At 58.0% G+C, this 19966-nt stretch carries 17 protein-coding genes; 11 read left to right on the top strand and 6 right to left on the bottom strand.

Annotated features, from left to right (window positions below):
* Positions 1–23: 23 nt before the first annotated feature.
* Positions 24–3398, bottom strand: coding sequence for a mechanosensitive channel MscK (mscK, locus tag AFK67_RS05340; RefSeq protein WP_193352262.1), 3375 nt, complete (start codon positions 3396–3398; stop codon positions 24–26).
* 116 nt (positions 3399–3514) lie between these two features.
* The gene (gene acrR / locus AFK67_RS05335) at positions 3515–4180 is read right to left on the bottom strand and encodes a multidrug efflux transporter transcriptional repressor AcrR (RefSeq protein WP_007713747.1); all 666 of its coding nucleotides are present in this window, start codon (positions 4178–4180) and stop codon (positions 3515–3517) included.
* A 144-nt stretch (positions 4181–4324) separates the two neighbouring features.
* Here acrR and acrA point away from each other — a divergent pair, with 144 nt between their 5' ends.
* The 6 genes from acrA (at position 4325) to AFK67_RS05305 (ending at position 11236) form a co-directional block, all read left to right on the top strand.
* Positions 4325–5527, top strand: a complete 1203-nt coding sequence (acrA, locus tag AFK67_RS05330; RefSeq protein WP_007713748.1) for a multidrug efflux RND transporter periplasmic adaptor subunit AcrA — start codon at positions 4325–4327, stop codon at positions 5525–5527.
* A gap of 21 nt (positions 5528–5548) precedes the next feature.
* A complete protein-coding gene (gene acrB, locus AFK67_RS05325; RefSeq protein ID WP_007713749.1) occupies positions 5549–8698 on the top strand; it encodes a multidrug efflux RND transporter permease subunit AcrB in 3150 nt (1049 codons plus the stop codon).
* Between the two features lie 518 nt (positions 8699–9216).
* Positions 9217–9591 (top strand): Hha toxicity modulator TomB, encoded by a 375-nt coding sequence (gene tomB, locus AFK67_RS05320; RefSeq protein WP_007713750.1) that lies wholly within the window; start codon positions 9217–9219, stop codon positions 9589–9591.
* Positions 9592–9617: 26 nt separating this feature from the next.
* On the top strand, positions 9618–9836 hold the full coding sequence (locus AFK67_RS05315) for a hemolysin expression-modulating protein Hha (RefSeq protein ID WP_007713751.1): 219 nt from the start codon (positions 9618–9620) through the stop codon (positions 9834–9836).
* A gap of 219 nt (positions 9837–10055) precedes the next feature.
* Entirely contained in the window at positions 10056–10607 is a 552-nt protein-coding gene (gene maa / locus AFK67_RS05310; RefSeq protein WP_038884059.1) for a maltose O-acetyltransferase, read from the top strand.
* Positions 10608–10726: 119 nt separating this feature from the next.
* A complete protein-coding gene (locus tag AFK67_RS05305; RefSeq protein ID WP_007713753.1) occupies positions 10727–11236 on the top strand; it encodes a YlaC family protein in 510 nt (169 codons plus the stop codon).
* 29 nt (positions 11237–11265) lie between these two features.
* Here the strand turns inward: AFK67_RS05305 and ykgO are convergent, their stop codons facing one another.
* The 3 genes from ykgO to AFK67_RS05295 all read right to left on the bottom strand — a co-directional run bounded on the left by ykgO (position 11266) and on the right by AFK67_RS05295 (position 13713).
* The gene (gene ykgO / locus AFK67_RS21575) at positions 11266–11406 is read right to left on the bottom strand and encodes a type B 50S ribosomal protein L36 (protein WP_007713754.1); all 141 of its coding nucleotides are present in this window, start codon (positions 11404–11406) and stop codon (positions 11266–11268) included.
* A gap of 3 nt (positions 11407–11409) precedes the next feature.
* Positions 11410–11670, bottom strand: coding sequence for a type B 50S ribosomal protein L31 (locus tag AFK67_RS05300; RefSeq protein ID WP_007713755.1), 261 nt, complete (start codon positions 11668–11670; stop codon positions 11410–11412).
* A 141-nt stretch (positions 11671–11811) separates the two neighbouring features.
* Complete coding sequence (locus AFK67_RS05295; protein WP_007713756.1) at positions 11812–13713, bottom strand: methyl-accepting chemotaxis protein; 1902 nt, start codon at positions 13711–13713, stop codon at positions 11812–11814.
* A gap of 355 nt (positions 13714–14068) precedes the next feature.
* Between AFK67_RS05295 and AFK67_RS05290 the strand changes: the two genes are divergently transcribed.
* The 5 genes from AFK67_RS05290 (at position 14069) to AFK67_RS05270 (ending at position 19097) form a co-directional block, all read left to right on the top strand.
* Positions 14069–15106 carry an isopenicillin N synthase family dioxygenase gene (locus AFK67_RS05290; RefSeq protein WP_007713757.1) on the top strand — a complete coding sequence of 346 codons (1038 nt, stop codon included), beginning with the start codon at positions 14069–14071 and terminating at the stop codon, positions 15104–15106.
* 24 nt (positions 15107–15130) lie between these two features.
* Positions 15131–15934 carry a MetQ/NlpA family ABC transporter substrate-binding protein gene (locus AFK67_RS05285; RefSeq protein WP_007713758.1) on the top strand — a complete coding sequence of 268 codons (804 nt, stop codon included), beginning with the start codon at positions 15131–15133 and terminating at the stop codon, positions 15932–15934.
* Entirely contained in the window at positions 15931–16722 is a 792-nt protein-coding gene (locus tag AFK67_RS05280; RefSeq protein ID WP_007713761.1) for a methionine ABC transporter ATP-binding protein, read from the top strand. Before AFK67_RS05285 ends, AFK67_RS05280 begins: the two co-directional genes overlap by 4 nt.
* Complete coding sequence (locus AFK67_RS05275; protein WP_007713763.1) at positions 16719–17378, top strand: methionine ABC transporter permease; 660 nt, start codon at positions 16719–16721, stop codon at positions 17376–17378. Before AFK67_RS05280 ends, AFK67_RS05275 begins: the two co-directional genes overlap by 4 nt.
* 162 nt (positions 17379–17540) lie before the next feature.
* Complete coding sequence (locus AFK67_RS05270; protein WP_007713765.1) at positions 17541–19097, top strand: cyclic di-3',5'-guanosine monophosphate phosphodiesterase PdeB; 1557 nt, start codon at positions 17541–17543, stop codon at positions 19095–19097.
* Here the strand turns inward: AFK67_RS05270 and AFK67_RS05265 are convergent.
* The gene (locus tag AFK67_RS05265; protein WP_007713767.1) at positions 19090–19917 is read right to left on the bottom strand and encodes a GNAT family N-acetyltransferase; all 828 of its coding nucleotides are present in this window, start codon (positions 19915–19917) and stop codon (positions 19090–19092) included. The genes AFK67_RS05270 and AFK67_RS05265 overlap by 8 nt on opposite strands.
* Between the last annotated feature and the right edge of the window lie 49 nt (positions 19918–19966).

Below are 19966 nucleotides of genomic sequence, written 5' to 3'. Positions count from 1 at the left end.
CAGGGAGAAGGGCGCGTTACACGTCAGGCTTTAACCGCGTTCGCCTCGCCGTCGTCGTTGTCGTTACGCAGGTCGCGTTTCACTTCGGTATGCGTGTCGCCGTGGTTGTTGTGCAGATGCACTTCCAGCTGGTTAAACGCGATATTGATGTCATTTTCCCGGCACAGTTTGTCGATGGTGCGGTTCAGCTCATCCACGGTATAGCTGCGATCGCGCAGTTCACGCACGTAGAGGCGCAGCTCGTGATCCAGCGAGCTTGGGCCAAAGGTGGTGAAGAACACCGCTGGCTCCGGATCGTGCATCACTTTCGGGTGATCCATCGCCGCTTTCAGTAAGATCTCGCGCACTTTGTCGAGATCCGATCCATACGCCACGCCGAGACGGATCACCACGCGGGTGATGGTGTCGGTCAGCGACCAGTTGATAAGGCGCTCCGTCACAAACGCTTTGTTCGGAATGATCACCTCTTTGCGGTCGAAATCGGTGATCGTCGTGGCGCGGATGCGGATTTTGCTGACCGTGCCGGAGAACGTGCCGATGGTGACGGTATCGCCGATACGCACCGGGCGCTCGAAGAGGATAATCAGGCCCGAGACGAAGTTCCCGAAAATCTCCTGCAGGCCGAAACCGAGACCGACCGACAGCGCCGCCGCCAGCCATTGCAGTTTATCCCACGACACGCCGAGCGAGCCGAACACCGTCATGGCGCCCGCCGCGATAATCACGTAGTTGAGGATAGTGGTAATGGCGTAGGACGCGCCCTGGCGCATTTTCAGGCGCGAGAGCACCAGCACTTCCAGCAGGCCAGGCAGGTTGCGGATCAGCGCCCAGGCCACCATAAATGCCACGGCCGCGAACAGAATGCTGCCGAGCGTTACGTTTTTCGTCACCGCCGCACCCGCTTCGGTGCCGTTGTAGTGCCACAGCACGATGCTGTCGAGGTAAGCGAAGACGGTGATTAAATCAGACCAGATAGCCCAGAACACGACGCCGAAGAGCGCGAACATCACCAGCATAGTGATGCGTAATGTCTGCTGGTTGACCTGGTCGAGCGCGAGCGAGGTCTCTTCCACCGGCTCTGCGCCTTCCGCGCCTTCTTTCACCATATTCTGACGACGCGCCACAGCGCGGCGATACGCGATACGGCGCGCCGCAACGCTTAACCCACGCAACACCGTCTGATAGAGCAGGTTCCAGATGATCACCAGGTAGACGGTATCAATCCAGCGTCCGGCAAGACGCAGCGTGGTATAGAAATAGCCCGTCGCGGTCAGTACCAGCAGCGCGATGGGCACAAAAGAGAGTACCGTTACCGTAACCAGTCGCATGGTGTGCGACTCTTTATCACGCCAGCTGTCACGGCCCATCGGCCAGACCAGCGCGGTAATGAGCAGCAGGTTCAGGAAAATCATGCTCTGGCCGAGCACGTCGTCCATCAGATGCAGCGGCGACAGCTCCGCCAGCACCGACCAGAACAGCAGCGGCAACAGCGCCAGGCTCACCCGCACAATCTGGCGTCGCCAGTGGCTGGTCAGCGTGGCAGGCATATTAAAGTGGCTCACCGCCATGCCGTCTTTTTCCAGCACGCGCCAGCACAGCCCAAACACCAGCCAGAACATGGCCAGCTCTTTGCTGAATGCCCAGAGCAGATCGCTGATATTCAGCTGCATGACATAAAGAATCAGCCCCACCGCCAGAATGATCAGACAAACCGGCAGCGCGCGGATGAGGTTTATCAGGATTGCTTTCGGCGTATGCAGCTGGCTGTCGTTACGCAACTGGCCGACTTCGCCTGCCAGTTTATTCAGGTACTGGCGCATCCAGCGAAAACGCCAGCGGATCAGCCCCGCGATCAACAGCAATGGCAGCCCGGCGAGCAGCGCTTTTAACATCGCAGGCCAGGCTTTTTCCCAGTTAAAGGTAATTTTCATGGCCTTCAACTGGCCGTGTAGCGCCTGCGGGAAGGCTTTCACCCACTCCCAGTCCATCGGCTTGTTGCTGTTTACCCAGAAGATCTGTTGCGTGAGCATCTCCTGCAAATTGGTGCTGACGCTCATTAACTGCTGCTGGTTGATTTGCAGGTTAATCGCCATCATCAGCTGATTGCCGAGCTGTTTGTTGAGCTGATCGAGCAGCTCGCGGCGCATATCGACGACCTGCAACAGCGCGTCGTGCACATCGTCGTTGATGTCGCTCTTGTGGCCTTCTTCCAGTTTGGCGACAAACGCATCACTCTGGAACAGCGCGTCGCGTTGCTGGTTGACCTCAAACTGCTCAAGACGCAGATCCGCGATGCGGTTCGTCATGTCTTCCAGTTCATCGGCGGAAGGCAGCGTCTGTTGCTGCTGATACAGAATACGAGAAAGCAACAGACTGCCTTTTAGCACCGAGATCTGCTCTTTCAGGTTGCGCTCCGACTGCAATGCGCGGTCGAGCCAGTTTTTCACCCGGATATTCTGCTGAACCAGATTGTTGCCGCTTTGGGTCGAGTCGATAAGCCGCTGGCTGAGCTGATGGTTGATTTCCAGTTCCTGACGCACCAGCGGGTTGGTCTGAATGCTGGAGGCATCCTCCGGCGCAATCGCCTCCTGGGCGGTTTTCTCTGTCAGCGTCAGGCGCTTGTTGTTGACCGCCTCCTGCAATAACTGCAACTGGTGTTCGAGGCGGTTGATATGCGTGTTGGTGTAATCGCGCTGTTTCTGAAGTGCGTCCTGCAGCACCGTGTTGCCTTCAAGACTTTTACGCTGCTGCTCTATCTGTGCGTTCAGCAACGCCTGCTGCGCCAGCATCAATCCTTGCTGCGAAGGACGCAACGCTTCTTCACCTGGCGCGGTGCCGTTGAGGCGATTGCGGATCTGCTGAAGCTGCTGCGAGGCGTTGTACATCGCGTTCTGCACGCGCTCTGGCTGTGTCTGTAGTGACACTAACTGACTGTTAAACGTCGCCAGGTCGTTCTGCGCGGTTTGCAGATCGTCAAGCACTGATGCGACGCGCGATTCGAGCTGGCGCAGCGACAGGCTTTTTAATGTCTGGCGCACCACCTCATCGCTGTCCTGATTCTGTAACGCGTTGAGGTTGTCGGTCGCCTGGCGCATTTTTTCCGGCGCCTGCAACACCTGCTGGCGCAACTGCACCGTCTCCTGCTTCACGCGCTCGATTTTATCCAGCGTTTCAAGCGTCGCCGTCAGATCTTCGGTCGTCAGCTTATCCTGCGCGGAGTGGTTTTTTTGTTTGCCGAGCGTATCCAGCTGCGACTGCACTTCGGCACGCGACGGGAGTTCCCCGCTGGCAGACGCCGCCTGCGCCACGGCAGGCGAAAGCGCGCTGAACATCAGCAGGAGGGCAAAGAAAACAGCGGACGTCAGGCGCCGCGAAAGGGTTGTGTGCTGCATTGTCATTTGAATGAGATCATGGCCAGACCGCACGCGGAATGCCTGCGGGGATAGTGGAACGGCGCAGAGAATACCACGGCTCTGGCGCATGGAATAGCGGCCCGCCGGGCTTTAAGATAAATTCAGCGTGTCGCGTCCGCAGGCGCGGCGTCAGGGGTGTGGCGCAGGGACGGGCAGTATTGATACATCTCCAGCAAAATCGCCACCAGTTCGCGCGCTTCTTTTTTAAGATCAAACGTCTGTGGGGCGAAAAGCCAGTTCTCCATCAGCCCCGTAATATAGCTGCGCATCAGGATCGCGGCGCGGCGGGTCTGGAGGTTTTTTGGCAGCATACCGGAGTGCATACACTGCATCAGCGCCTGTTCGATACGGTCGTAACTTTCAAAACAGAGGCTGCGGTGCGCCTGCTGGACAACGGCCATTTCTCCAACAAACTCACATTTGTGATAAATTATTTCCATCATCAGACGGCGACGCTCTTCTGTCACCGTAGCTTCAAGTATATAAACGAGAATCTCCCGTAAAACAGAGAGTGGATCGTCTGGGAATTTTGCCCGATACTCATTTTCAAGATCGCCAATGCTGGCCTCTGATGATTCCCAGATTTCGCTAAATAAATCCGACTTGTTCCTGAAATGCCAGTAAATGGCGCCTCGCGTTACGCCCGCCGCCTGGGCAATGTCCGCCAGCGACGTGGCTGACACCCCCTGTTGCGAGAACAAGCGAATCGCCACATCCAGAATGTGTTGACGCGTCTCCAGGGCTTGCTGTTTGGTTTTTCGTGCCATATGTCGGTGAATTTACAGGAGTCAGATTTACATACATTTCTGTATGTATGTACCATAGCATGACGACACTATAAACGCAGCAATGGGTTTGCGGACTTTTGATCCATTGGTCATTTTTTGGAATCGGACACTCGAGGTTTAGATATGAACAAAAACAGAGGATTCACGCCTCTGGCGGTCGTTCTGATGCTTTCAGGCAGCTTAGCGCTTACAGGATGTGACGGTGAACAGGCTCAGCAACAAGCGCCCCAGGCGCCCGAAGTGGGTGTAGTGACGCTGAAAAGCGAACCTCTGCAAATCACAACGGAACTGCCGGGCCGTACCAGTGCGTATCGTGTGGCGGAAGTTCGTCCTCAGGTGAGCGGTATCATCCTGAAGCGTAATTTCGAGGAAGGCAGCGAAATTAAGGCTGGCGTGTCGCTTTATCAAATCGACCCGGCGCCTTATCAGGCTTCCTATGAAAGCGCCAAAGGCGATCTCGCGAAAGCGCAGGCCAGCGCCAACATCGCTCAGGTGACGCTCAAGCGTTATCAGAAACTGCTCGGCACGCAGTATATCAGCCAGCAGGATTACGACAACGCGCAGGCCGAGGCCCAGCAGGCGAACGCGGCCGTCGTCGCGGCCAAAGCCGCGGTGGAAACCGCGCGTATCAACCTCGCGTATACCAAAGTGACCTCCCCTATCAGCGGCCGCATCGGCAAATCCGCCGTGACGGAAGGCGCGCTGGTGCAAAACGGCCAGACGACTGCGCTGGCGACCGTCCAGCAGCTTGACCCGATTTATGTCGACGTGACCCAGTCCAGCAACGATTTCCTGCGTCTCAAGCAGGAGCTGGCGAGCGGACAGCTGAAGCAGGATAACGGCAAAGCAAAAGTGACGCTCTCCACCGCTGACGGTCTGAAATATCCACAGGACGGCACGCTGGAGTTCTCCGATGTGACCGTGGATCAGACGACCGGCTCCATTACGCTGCGCGCTATCTTCCCGAACCCTGACCACACGCTGCTGCCGGGCATGTTTGTCCGCGCCCGTCTCGAAGAAGGCGTCAACCCGAACGCGATTCTGGTGCCGCAGCAGGGCGTAACGCGTACTCCACGCGGTGATGCAACCGTGATGGTGGTCGGCGAAGGCGACAAAGTCGAAGTGCGTCCGGTCACTGTTGGCCAGGCAATGGGCGACAAGTGGGTCGTTACTGACGGCGTGAAATCCGGCGATCGCGTGATCGTAACCGGGTTGCAGAAGGTTCGTCCGGGCGCGCAGGTGAAAGCGCAGGAAGTGACTGCAAACCAGCAACAGCAGAAATCCGGCGCCGCTGGTCAGACGCAGTCACAGCAACCGCAGTCTTGAGTTAACAGGAGCCGTTAAAACATGGCTAAGTTTTTTATCGATCGCCCCATCTTCGCGTGGGTGATCGCCATCATCATCATGCTGGCAGGTGGCTTGTCCATTATGAAACTGCCCGTGGCGCAATATCCTTCGATTGCGCCGCCAGCGGTGACGGTTAACGCGACCTACCCGGGCGCGGATGCGAAAACGGTGCAGGATACCGTGACGCAGGTTATCGAACAGAACATGAACGGTATCGATGGCCTGATGTACATGTCCTCCACCAGCGACTCCTCGGGCACCGTGCAGATAACCCTGACGTTCGAATCTGGCACCGACGCGGATATCGCGCAGGTACAGGTGCAGAACAAACTGCAGCTCGCGATGCCGCTGCTGCCGCAGGAAGTGCAGCAGCAGGGCGTGAGCGTCGAGAAATCCTCCAGCTCGTTCCTGATGGTGTTGGGCCTTATCAACACTGACGGTTCGATGACCCAGGAAGATATCGCCGACTACGCGGGCGCGAACATTAAGGACCCGGTCAGCCGTACGGCCGGCGTGGGCGACGTGCAGCTCTTCGGTTCGCAGTACGCGATGCGTATCTGGCTTGACCCGAACAAGCTGAATAACTTCCAGCTGACACCGGTCGACGTTATCAGCGCCATTAAAGCGCAGAACGCCCAGGTCGCGGCAGGCCAGCTTGGCGGTACTCCGCCAGTTAAAGGCCAGCAGCTTAACGCCTCTATCATCGCGCAGACCCGTTTAACGTCCGCCGAAGAGTTCAGCAAAATTCTGCTGAAGGTGAACCAGGACGGCTCGCAGGTGCGCCTGAAAGACGTGGCGAAGGTTGAGCTCGGCGGCGAAAACTACGACGTTATCGCCCGCTATAACGGCCAGCCGGCGGCAGGTCTCGGTATCAAACTCGCGACCGGCGCGAACGCGCTGGATACCGCGGAAGCGGTGCGCAAGACCATTGCGGATCTGCAACCGTTCTTCCCGGCCGGTCTGAAAGTGGTTTACCCGTACGACACCACGCCGTTCGTGAAAATCTCCATTTTCGAAGTGGTGAAAACGCTGGTTGAAGCTATCGTGCTGGTGTTCCTGGTGATGTACCTGTTCCTCCAGAACTTCCGCGCGACGCTTATCCCAACCATCGCCGTACCGGTCGTTCTGCTCGGTACGTTTGCGATACTGGCGGCGTTTGGGTACTCGATAAACACGCTCACCATGTTCGGGATGGTGCTCGCCATCGGCCTGCTGGTGGATGACGCCATCGTCGTGGTGGAAAACGTCGAGCGTGTGATGGTGGAAGAAGGTCTGCCGCCCAAAGAAGCGACCCGTAAATCAATGGGTCAGATTCAGGGCGCGCTGGTCGGTATCGCGCTGGTGCTCTCGGCGGTATTTATCCCAATGGCCTTCTTCGGCGGCTCGACCGGCGCTATCTATCGTCAGTTCTCGATTACTATCGTTTCCGCGATGGTGCTGTCGGTCATTGTGGCGATGATCCTGACGCCGGCGCTGTGCGCCACCATGCTTAAGCCCGTCGCCAAAGGCGATCATGGCGAAGGCAAAAAAGGCTTCTTCGGCTGGTTTAACCGCATGTTCGACAAGAGCACGCACCACTACACCGATAGCGTAGGCAACATCCTGCGCAGCACCGGTCGTTACCTGCTGCTCTATCTGCTGATCGTCGTGGCGATGGCGTTCCTGTTCATCCGCCTGCCGAGCTCCTTCCTGCCGGAAGAAGACCAGGGCGTGTTCCTGACGATGGCGCAGCTCCCGGCGGGCGCTACCCAGGAGCGTACCCAGAAGGTGCTTGATGAGGTGACGGATTACTACCTCAACCAGGAGAAAGACAACGTTAACTCCGTCTTTACCGTTAACGGCTTTGGCTTCTCGGGTCGCGGTCAGAACACCGGTCTGGCGTTCGTCTCGCTGAAAAACTGGGATGAGCGTCCGGGCGCGGAAAACAAAGTGCCTGCGATTACCGGCCGTGCGATGGGGCGTTTCTCGCAGATTAAAGATGCGATGGTCTTCGCCTTTAACCTCCCGGCGATTGTGGAACTGGGTACGGCGACCGGCTTCGACTTCGAACTTATCGACCAGGGTAACCTTGGCCATGAGAAGCTGACGCAGGCGCGTAACCAGCTGCTCGGCGAAGCGGCGAAACACCCGGATCTGCTCTCGCAGGTGCGCCCGAACGGTCTGGAAGATACGCCGCAGTTCAAAATGGATATCGACCAGGAAAAAGCGCAGGCGCTGGGCGTCTCGCTGAGCGATATCAACACCACGCTTGCCTCCGCGTGGGGCGGCAGCTACGTCAACGACTTCATCGACCGTGGTCGCGTGAAGAAGGTGTATGTGATGTCACAGGCGCAGTACCGTATGCTGCCGGGCGATATCAACAACTGGTACGTGCGTGGCTCAAACGGGCAGATGGTGCCGTTCTCCGCCTTCTCGACCTCCCACTGGGAATACGGTTCGCCGCGTCTGGAGCGTTATAACGGTCTGCCGTCCATGCAGATCCAGGGCCAGGCGGTGGAAGGTAAGAGTACCGGTGAAGCGATGGCGATGATGGAAGAGATTGCCAGCAAGCTGCCGACCGGTATTGGCTATGACTGGACCGGTATGTCCTATCAGGAACGTCTGTCGGGCAACCAGGCGCCTGCGCTGTACGCTATTTCGCTTATCGTGGTGTTCCTGTGTCTGGCGGCGCTCTATGAGAGCTGGTCGATTCCGTTCTCGGTTATGCTGGTGGTGCCGCTCGGGGTTATCGGCGCGCTGCTGGCGGCATCGCTGCGCGGCCTTAACAACGACGTTTACTTCCAGGTGGGCCTGTTGACCACCATCGGCCTGTCGGCGAAGAACGCCATATTGATTGTGGAATTCGCCAAAGATCTGATGGAGAAAGAAGGCAAAGGGCTTATTGAGGCGACGCTGGAAGCCGTACGTATGCGTCTGCGTCCTATCCTGATGACGTCGCTGGCGTTTATCCTCGGCGTTATGCCGCTGGTTATCAGCTCCGGCGCGGGCTCCGGCGCGCAGAACGCGGTAGGTACTGGCGTCATGGGCGGGATGGTGACCGCGACTATCCTGGCTATCTTCTTCGTGCCGGTGTTCTTCGTGGTGGTCCGCCGCCGCTTCAGCCGCAAGAGTGAAGATATCGAGCACAACCATCCGGTTGAGCACCATTAATCGGTAAAGCAACGTGTATAAAAAAGGCCGCTGATGCGGCCTTTCTTTTTTGTCCGGCTTTCTCCGGTTTTCTCTGACGCAGACCGTCTGGCCTGTCGCCCTTCCGCTTTTTAAAACACCGTGCAAAAAACCATCACCTCGCCCCTGTGCGCCGTTTTTTTTCATTAAAATAATTTTATTGGGATTAATCCGATGCAGAAAAAGACTTTATTACAGAATATTCTTCAGGCGCGAATAAATAAAAGTTTTAAACTAAGGTAAATCTAAGCCTTAAAGGTTAAGTTTTCTTTCTCAATGCCTCAACGTTCTTTGCCTTTATTGACTCGCGTAAAAGTGTCGGCGTCGATGCGCGATTAAAAGCGGAAATGTAATTTTTCGTAATCGTGCCAGGAAAAAATCCCCAGGGTGTTTTATAGTAAAAGTAGATTAAAAAGGGAGCGTAAAACCTCCTGGTAGCGTTGTGTATCTGCCCCTGCGGTGCTGTTGACTAAAAATTTTCGCTAAAAAGGGGATACGTTATGGACGAATACTCACCAAAACGGCATGATATGGCGCAGCTTAAATTTCTGTGTGAAAGCCTGTATCATGATTGCCTCGCCACGCTCGGCGAAAACCAGCATGGCTGGGTTAACGACCCCACATCCGCCGTTAACCTGCAACTGAACGATCTGATTGAGCACATTGCCAGCTTCGCGCTTAATTATAAAATTAAGCATGAAGAGGATGCCGCTCTCATTGAACAATTGGATGAATATCTGGACGATACCTTTATGCTTTTCAGCAATTACGGTATCAATGCGCAAGATTTGCAAAAATGGCGCAAGTCCGGAAACAGACTTTTCCGGTGTTTCGTAAACGCCAGCCGGGAGAATCCTGTGAGCTTGTCTTTTTAAAAATAGAACAATCACTTAGGTGTATTATGACGACCAAACCATTAACCAAAACCGATTATTTAATGCGACTGCGACGCTGTCAGACAATTGATACGCTTGAGCGTGTGATTGAAAAAAATAAATATGAATTGCCCGACAACGAACTGGCGGTATTTTATTCAGCAGCGGATCATCGTCTGGCTGAACTGACCATGAATAAGCTTTACGATAAAATCCCAACGTCCGTGTGGAAATTTGTTCGTTAATCTCCCGTTATTTTGTACGTGAATATCATCACTGATGATGCTGGCGCCATGTTAGTGTCGAGCGATTCGGGTTGTGCGTGCCACACCGAATAAGTCCTCCGTTAGCATGGCCCCTTCCCCTCTCCTTTTGTCGCCCTCCCCCTCTGAAATGCAGTGAATGGTCAGTCGCGCATTTAGTGGCTAGTATCAGGTCTTACTGTTAACGGAGTGATATACGCCATGAGCGAAGAGAAACGCAAAATGATTGCGGGCGAGCTGTATTGCCCGAGCGACCCACAGCTGCGTGAGGATCGTCTGCGCGCCAGACATCTGCTGCATGAATACAATCACAGCGCGCCGGATGCGAAAGCGCGCCGCCAGGAGATCCTGGAAACGCTGTTAGGCGCGGCGGGAAATGCGTACATTGAGCCCACGTTCCGCTGCGATTACGGTTACAACATTTATCTCGGCGAGAACTTCTACGCCAATTTCGACTGCGTGATCCTCGACGTCTGCCCGGTGCGGATCGGTGATAACTGTATGCTGGCACCCGGCGTGCATATTTATACCGCCACGCATCCGCTGGACCCGACCGAGCGCAACAGCGGGCTGGAGTTCGCGAAGCCGGTCACCATCGGCAATAATGTCTGGATTGGCGGGCGCGCCATTATCAATCCCGGCGTCACGCTTGGCGACAACGTCGTCGTCGGCTCCGGCGCCGTGGTGACGCAGTCGGTGGAAGCCAACTGCGTCGTGGTCGGTAATCCGGCGCGCGTTGTTCGCCGCCTTTGAGCGCCGCTGCGGTTAACTGTTATGGTTTTTTGTTGGCCGTCTGTTACTTTTTTCGCGCGCGGCGGCCTTCTAAAATGCCCTTTCCCGCGCACGCGCGACACAGATTCTGAAGGTTTTGCATGACTGAAATCCAGCGACTGCTGACGGCCACCATTGACCGACTCAACAAAGAAGAGAAGCGCGACAACCGTCCGCGCTTTAGCATCAGCTTTATCCGCAAGCATCCGGGGCTGTTTATCGCCATGTACCTGGGGTGGTTTGCGACGCTTGCGGTGATGCTCCAGTCGGAAACGCTGGCAGGCTCGGTCTGGCTGCTGGTGGTGCTGTTCGCGCTACTGAACGGCTTTTTCTTTTTCGACGTCAACCCACGCTATCACTACGAAGATATCGACGTTCTCGACCTGCGCGTGTGCTACAACGGCGAGTGGTATAACACCCGCGACGTGCCGGAGAGCCTGGTGAGCGAGATCCAGACCTCGCCGCGCATCACCCCAGAGCAAAAAGCGCAGCTTGCGAAAATGCTGGCCCGCAAAAAAACGCTCTCGTTCTATGACATCTACTCGCTCGATAAACACGCGGGTAGCGCCACAACGCCCGTGAAGACCGCCACAGCGTCACAGGCGCACTAAAACAAACGCCCTCTTATGAGGGCGTTTGTTTATCTTCTTTTCTTCCTGCCCTGCACCGCTTTAAAGCGCGGATTGGATTTGCAAATCACATATAACCGGCCTTTGCGTCTGACTATCTGACAGTCAGGATGGCGCGCTTTCGCGCTGCGCAGTGAATTGAGCACCTGCATGGTTTACGCCTTTTTATCGTTAAAGAAACGGCCAAAGCGCTGCTGGAAGCGTGCGGCGCTGCCCTCGGTGGTGATGGTCTTCTGGCGCCCGGTGTAGTACGGGTGCGAGGCCGACGACACATCAATCGTCACGTACGGAAACGTCTCGCCGTCGAGCTCGATTTCGCGCTCGGTTTTAATGGTCGAGCCTACTTTGAAATATTCGTTGGCGCTGGTGTCGTGGAAGACCACGGTGCGGTAATGGGGGTGGATTGCTGGTTTCATCATTCGCCCTTTGAGATATGTTATAACGTAACAATATCGTAAAGCGGCCGGGATGAAATTGCAAGTGGTCGGGTAAAGGGTGCGGGTAAGCGATAAAAAAGCCGGCGCATCAGCGCCGGCTTTTCAGCGGTGAGCGTTAACTTACAGGCGGAAGCCTGCCACCACGCGGTCAAGCTGCTGCGTCTGCTCGCTCATCGAGTGAGACGCCGCCGACACTTCCTGCACCAGCGCCGCGTTCTGCTGCGTCGCGCTGTCGAGCTGGTTAATCGCCAGGTTCACCTGCGAGATGCCCGCGCTCTGCTCGCGGCTGGAGGACATTATCTCGCCCATCAGCGTCGTCACGTTGCGCACGCCGTTCAGCAGCTCATCCATCGTCGCCCCCGCTTCATTCACAAGCTTCGTGCCGACGTCGATATTGCTGGCAGAGTTTTCGATAAGCTGTTTGATTTCACGCGCCGACTGCGCGGAGCGCTGCGCGAGGCTGCGTACCTCGGAGGCGACCACCGCGAAACCGCGCCCCTGCTCGCCCGCACGCGCCGCTTCCACCGCGGCGTTCAGCGCCAGAATGTTCGTCTGGAAGGCGATGCTGTCGATCACCGCGATAATATCCACGACCTTGCCGGACGAACTCTGGATGGCGTTCATGGTGCTCACGACGTCGCGCACCACATTACCGCCCCGCTCCGCGACCTGCGAAGCCTGGTGCGCCAGCTCGTTGGCATGCGCAGCGTTATCAGCGTTCTGACGCACCGTGCTGGTCAGCTGTTCCATCGAGGCCGCCGTCTCTTCAATAGAGCTTGCCTGATCTTCGGTACGCGCCGAGAGATCCTGGTTGCCGCCTGAGATCTGCTGCGAGGCCGACGAGAGCGCGCGTGCGCTATCGCTCACCTGGCGCAGCATGGTTTGCAGATAGTCGATAACGCCGTTGAAACTGTCGATAATCGCGTTGAATTCCGGGCTGCTGGTCGGCTCAAGGCGCTGCGTAAGATCCGCACCGCCGGCGGAAAGACGACTAATGTTACGGTTAAGATCGGCGAGTTTGCCCATCAGCGAGCGAATAAACAGCACCAGCACGCCCAGCAGCAGCAGCATCATCGGGATCTGCACCATGCTCAGGCGCGCCAGAATGGTATTGGTCTGCGCCGTCAGCAGCGCGGTCGGCAGATCGACCGCGATAATCCACGGGCTGCCTTTGATGGACTGCAACATCACGGTATGCGATTCGCCATCCTGGTCATACTCCTGCTCGGTTTTCTCGCCCGCGCGAAAGCGCGACAGCGCGTTTTGCACCGTCTGCGCCATCGGGTCGCCGCCGAGATCGGCAAGCTTTTTCAGGCTGGCGGTTTTCCCGACCTGGCTTGCGTCGCCGACGATTTTGCCGTCCGCTTCGACGATCAGCACGCGCCCGGAGATAGCGTCGTTCATCTGCTTCGCCAGCTGGTTAAAGAAGCCCAGCGTCACGTCGATGGTCGCCACCCCCCACGGCTGGCCGTCTTTCGTGATGACCATCGCACAGTTGGTGCGCGGCTGCGGGCTGGCGTCATCCTGATACGCGTTCGCCCAGGCGCACTGGCTGGCGGGCGCGTTCAGTCCGGCTTTATACCAGACCTGCTCGTAGTAGTTCGGCGCCGCGTCAGAGTTCCAGTACGTGTTCACTTCCAGCTGGTTACTGGCGTTACGGGCAAAGAAGGTGCTGAATTTATTGCGCCCCGCCTCGCGTTTTTCCGGCAGCGGCCAGATGCCCCCGCCAAACACGTTAACATCCTGATACTGATCCACCAGCGCCGGCAGCAGACGGTCGATATCATCGCTCTGCATGTTCGCCACGCTCTGCGTCACGCTGCGCATTTGCGCCTGCACGCGGTTCATCTGCTCGACGATGCTGAACGCCACGGTATCCACTTCATAACGAATAAGACGCGTCTCAGTGCGCTTAATTTCCGGGGTGACAAAAAAGTGGATCACCAGCGCGGTAATGCCGCTGAGCGCGGCAAGAAAGAGACAGAGTAAAAAAATAAATCTGGCTTGCGTTGTTTTTAGCATTGTTATTTTCCTAAGAAGGATCAGAGGGCATTTCTCAGGACAACGGCAGCGCAGCGGCAAACTTGAACGTCGAATACATGTTAAAAAATTAACAAAAATTTAACCCATTGACGGATAAAACAAATCCCGATTTTCCGGAAACATTTTGAAATAATTACTTATGCGCCACGCGAAAATCCATTTCACCCCCCGCCGTTATAAATCAGAAAAGAACGATATTGGGCGCGCAGGCGCTTTTCAGGCACCGTGACGTCATAGAGCCAACCTAAGGAGATCCCCATGCGTCTGCGTTGTTGTTGTGCCTGCCTGTTTGCTGATAACCGACTGTTATTTTCTTTTGCTAACGGAGCGCCCCATGAGCACAGCTTTACCCCCTACCCTGCCCATACTGGACCTCGCCAGGCTTAACCAAAACCCGGCCGATCGCGCCGCGTTTCTGGACCACCTGCGCTACGCCGCCCGCGACATCGGTTTTTTCTATATCGTCAATCACGGCGTCGATACCCGCCTGCTGGAAGATGTCCAGTCTGAGGCGCGCCGGTTCTTCGCCCTGCCGGAAGAGGAAAAAGCGCGGGTCGCGATGATCCATTCGCCGCACTTTCGGGGTTATAACCGCGCCGCGGCAGAGCTGACGCGCGGCCAACCGGACTGGCGCGAACAGTTTGATATCGGGGCCGAGCGCCCGGCGCTCACGCTATCCGCGAACGCCCCGTCGTGGCGTCGCCTGCAGGGGCCGAATCTCTGGCCCGCGGCCCAGCCGACGCTTAAACCCACCCTGCTGCGCTTTCAGCGCGACATGGCGCAGATGGCGCTGCGGCTGCTGCGCGCGTTCGCAGAAGCCCTGCATCTCGCGCCCGACGCCTTCGACACGCTCTACGGCGAGCAGCCCAACGAACATATCAAGCTCATCCGCTACCCCGGCCAGCAGCATACGCAAAGCGCTCAGGGCGTGGGCGCGCATAAAGATTCCGGCTTCCTGAGCTTTCTGTTGCAGGATCAGCAACAAGGCCTGCAGGTGGAAGTGGCGCCCGATGAGTGGATTGACGCCGCCCCGCTGCCCGGCAGCTTTGTGGTCAACATCGGCGAACTGCTTGAGCTCGCCACCAACGGCTACCTGCGCGCCACGGTGCATCGCGTCGTGTCGCCGCCCGCCGATAAAGAGCGCCTCTCCATCGCGTTCTTCCTGGGCGCGCGGCTCGACGGCGTGGTGCCGGTCTACCCGCTCCCACCGGGGCTTGCCCGCGAGGCGCAAGGCCCGCAAAGCGATCCGCGCAATCCGCTGCTGCGCGATGTGGGCTGGAACTATTTAAAAGGCCGCCTGCGCTCGCATCCTGATGTCGCCGAGCGCTACTACCGCGACGTGCTGCGCGACAGCCACGAACTCATTGCCTGACCGTCACTTGCAAAGGAAAAGATCATGAATAAAGCCACACTGACGCTGGCAGGGCTGGCGCTACTGGTAGCAACGGGCTTACAGGCCGCCGAACCGCTGCGCATCGCCGCCGATCCGGTGCCGCACGCCGAAATCCTTAACTACATTAAAAAACTCGATCCGAAGCTCGATCTGAACGTGGTGGAGCTGACGAGCGGCGTAAACGCCAATGAACTGCTGGCGAACGGCGACGTCGACGCCAACTATTTTCAGCATCTGCCCTATCTGAAGGATCAGGAAAAAGCGCTCGGCAAAACGTTCGCGGTCGCGGCGACAGTACACGTCGAGCCGCTCGGCATCTATTCGCACAAATATAAGGATTTCAAAACGCTGCCGGAGGGAGCGACGGTCGCGGTGCCGAATAACGTCACCAATCTCAGCCGCGCGCTGTTTTTACTGCAAAAGCAGGGGCTGATCACGCTCAAAGCGGCCTTTAACGATCCAGCGAGCAGCCTCGCCACGCCGAAAGATATCCAGGATAACCCGAAAAAACTTAAGATCCTTGAAATCGAATCTCCGCAGATCCCGCGCTCGCTGGATGATGTGGATCTGGCGGTGATCAACGGTAACTATGCGCTGGAAGCCGGGCTGACGCCAGCTAAAGACGCTCTCGGCCTTGAGAGCGCCGACCATAACCCTTACGCCAATCTGCTGGTGACCAACCCGAATCTGGTAAACGACCCGCGCATTAAGGAACTGGCGAAGGATCTGCAGTCGCCGCAGGTCGCGGAATTCATCCGCCAGCACTATAACGGCTCGGTGATCCCGGTCGCGGTCCCGCAGTCATGATAACGCTGGAAGGGCTGAGCAAAACTTACGCCGGAGAGGGCCGCCCGGCGCTGGACGACGTCTCGCTCACGGTTCCCCAGGGCGCGGTATACGGGATACTCGGGCGCAGCGGCGCGGGTAAAAGTACGCTGCTGCGCTGCCTGAATCTGCTGGAGCGGCCCACGGCGGGCCGCATCCTGATGAATGGCGCGGATATCACGCGCCTTGACGACCGCGCGCTGCGCCAGCACCGTGCGCGCACCGCGATGGTGTTTCAGCACTTTAACCTGCTGCATGCCCGCACGGTGGCCGACAACGTAGCGGTGCCGCTGGAGATAACCGGCGTGCCCCGCTCTGCGCGCCGCGAGCGTGTCGCGGAATTGCTGGAGCTGGTCGGGCTTGCCGATAAAGCGGACGCGTTTCCCTCGCGGCTTTCCGGCGGGCAAAAACAGCGCGTCGGCATCGCCCGCGCGCTGGCCGCGCGCCCGCAGGTGCTGTTGTGCGACGAAGCCACCAGCGCGCTGGATCCCGACACCACGGCGTCTGTCCTGGCGCTGCTGGCCGACATCAACCGCCAGCTCGGGCTGACCATCGTGCTTATCACGCACGAACTGGAGGTGGTGAAAGCCATCTGCGATCACGCCGCGCTGCTGGAGGACGGACGGCTGGTGGAGAGCGGCAGGCTCGCGGATCTTCTGACCGCGCCGTGGTCGGTGCTGCGCCAGACGCTGGTGCGCGATAACGCCGCCTGGCAGGCATTTTTACATCGTCACGGCGTGGAGGGCAGAATACTGTGCGAAGTCGCATGAGTTTTGACGATCTCTGGCCGCTGCTGGCCCAGGGCACGCTGGAGACGCTCTATATGGTAGGGCTGGCGGCGCTCTTTACGGTGCTTATCGGCCTGCCGGTCGGCGTGGTGCTGTTTGTCACCCGCCGTGACGGCGTACTCCCGCAGCCCCGGCTCAATGGACTGCTGGGCGGCGTGATAAACGTCGGTCGGTCGCTGCCGTTTATCGTGCTGCTGATTGCGCTGATCCCGCTGACGCGCGTGATTATCGGCACCACGCTCGGCAGTACCGCCGCCGTCGTGCCGATTACCATCGGGGCGTTTCCCTTCTTCGCCCGCGTGGTGGAAAACGCGCTGGATGAAGTCGACAAAGGACGCGCCGAAGCGATTATCGCGATGGGTGGCAATGCGTGGCACGTTATCAGTAAAGCCCTACTACCGGAGGCGCTGCCCGCGCTGCTGGCGGGCATCACGCTGACCGTGGTGATGCTGATAGGTTTCTCGTCAATGGCGGGCGTCATTGGCGGTGGTGGGCTTGGCGATCTCGCTATCCGTTACGGCTACCAGCGCTTTAATAATGAAGTGATGGCCGCGACGGTGGTGATTCTGGTGGTGCTGGTGCAGGGCGTGCAGACGCTCGGCGACCGGCTGGTGCGCCGCCTCGCGCATCGCCGCTGACCTTGCGCTTTTTGGCGCAGCCTGCGCGGCTGCGCCCCCCTTCCTTTTTTTGCCATAACCCTAAGCAAAATCAATGCAGCGCACCGTCGCAAAAGCGATCATCCCCCACTACGCTAAAGAGACTCCGGCACTCATTCCTTCATCTACTGGCAGGCAACCATCGTGACCATCGCAAGACTGATAAAGATAGTGACAGCCGTGCTGTTACTCAGCGTTTTGCTGCCCGTCGCTTTCAGTCTCTGGCTCGCCCGCCATCAGGCCGAAGAGCATTTTATGGTGGAGCTGAACGCTTACACGGAACGCACGCTGACCCGCACCGACAACATTATGCAGCAGGCAAAAGCGGCGCTGACGCAGATCAATCGCTTCCACGGCGAGCCGTGCAGCGAGGCGCATTTGCAGGCGATGCGACGCACGTCATTCGTTTTCCGCCACGTTCAGGAAGTGGTCTATTTGCAGGGAATGACGCCGCTCTGCTCGTCACTGGTGGGCCGCAGTACTTCAAAACCTCTGCCGCCGCCGACGTGGGTCAACGAATCCAACTACCCCATCTGGTTCAGCACGCAAAACGATATCGGGCTGCCGACGCCGATGATCATGGTCGGACACGCCTCGCATATCGTCCTGCTCGATCCCAGCTCGTTTATCGATCTGATCCCGTTCAGCGCCTGGCCTATCAACACCACGATAATCGGATTGAAGCGCAACCGGATCCTCGCCAGCAGCGCCCCGTTTGATATGACCGTCTGGCGTAAAGCACGCGAAAGCGGGGCTGATAAAATCGAGTACCGGGGCAATATTTATCTGATACGACGTATGCCGCGCTCCGGGGCGGCGGTCGTCGCCTGGGCGTCACTGGCGCCCCAGACGGCGGAAATCCGCAAGCTCCAGCTCATCTGGCTGCCGGCGGGGATTTTAATCAGCCTTGCCGCAGCGTTTTGCCTGCTGCGCCTGTTAAGACGGTTACAGTCGCCGCGCTACCGCTTGCAGGACGGGATTAAAAACAATGAACTGGTGGTGCATTATCAGCCGATTATTCGCCTGGCGGATGGTAAACCCACCGGCGCCGAGGCGCTGATCCGCTGGCCGCAGCCGGACGGCAGTATGCTGACGCCGGACATTTTCATTCCTCTCGCCGAACAGACCGGGCTTATCGGGCCGCTAACGCGTCAGCTGGTGCATAACGTCCTGCACGATCTCGGCGACTGGCTGCGCACGCACCCGCAGCAGCACATCTCGATTAATATTTCGGCCTTCGACCTGCATGAGCCGCAGTTTGTCGATATGTTCAGCGAGGCGCTGGCTGAGAACGGCGTTGCGCCGTCACAGCTGGCGCTGGAAATCACCGAGCGCGGCTTTGCTGACCCGAGCGTAAGCGGCCCGGTTATTGAGCGGCTGCGCGCGGCGGGCCATGCGATTTATATCGATGATTTCGGCACCGGCTACTCGAGCCTGAGCTATCTCGAAGATCTGAACGTCGACATCCTGAAAATCGACAAATCGTTTGTCGATGCGCTGGAGTACAAAACCGTCACGCCGCACATCATCGAAATGGCGAAAACCCTGAAGCTTGAGATGGTGGCCGAAGGCGTGGAAAACGAAAGCCAGGCCCAGTGGCTGCGCGAGCACGGCGTGCAGTACGCGCAGGGCTGGCTCTACAGTAAAGCCCTGCCCGCAGAAGCCTTTATCGCCTGGTGTAAAGACCACGGCGTCAGATAAGGGAGTGGCGCATCTCGTACTGGCGCACAGGCTGAATGCGAAAGCCGCTCTGCTCAAAAAGCGGTGCCAGGCGCAGGTCGATCGCTACTGGCGTCATCAGCCCCGGAAAGCGCTCATGTAACAGCGATAACAGCTGCCGGGCGCGACCTTCGCGCCGCGCTTCGGGCGTTACCCACAGCGCGCGCAGCTGCGGCTGGGCATAGCAGGTGGCGACAATCGCGAACGCCTGGCCGTCCAGCGAAAACCCGGTTCCCGGCAGCGCCTGCGCGGTTTCGGGCATGACCAGCCACGGCAGGTCATCCGCCTGCGCCGCGATGCGGCGCGCCACATTAAGCGGATCGCACGGCGTCAGCGCCTGGGTATCGACAAACGTCGCCGGGCTGTGGGCCTGAAAGCCGACCAGCGTTTTTTCGCAGACAAACCCCACCCGCTCATACAACCCCTGCCCCGCGTCGTTGCCGACAATCACCTCAAGCGTCATGCTGCTGTCGCCGCGCTCGTGCGCCTCGTCAAGCAGCTGCATCATCAGCATTTTACCGAGGCCTTTACCGCGCCACGCCGGGTGAATGGCGAACGCGGCCAGGCGGCTGTGCCAGCCGCGCCGGGCCATTAACGCCAGCGCGACCACGTTATCGCCCTCAAGCCAGACGCGGCTCGTGTTCAGGCAGACATTCTCTGCGCCGAAGCGCTGTGCGAAGACCGCGCCGTCAAGCTGAAACGGCACCAGATAGCCGTCAAAACAGCGGCACAGCATGGCGGCAAGCGCCTCGCTGCTCCAGTGGATAGCGGGCAGCGCACGCAGTGATTCCATGTTTGACATCGCAGTTCCTCGCAAGCGGAAACGTTCAGCATACCGCAGCGCCGCCAAA

It is taken from the genome of Cronobacter dublinensis subsp. dublinensis LMG 23823, assembly GCF_001277235.1.
Classification (GTDB): Bacteria; Pseudomonadota; Gammaproteobacteria; order Enterobacterales; family Enterobacteriaceae; genus Cronobacter; species Cronobacter dublinensis.
This window is presented reverse-complemented; position numbering and strand designations above follow the sequence as displayed.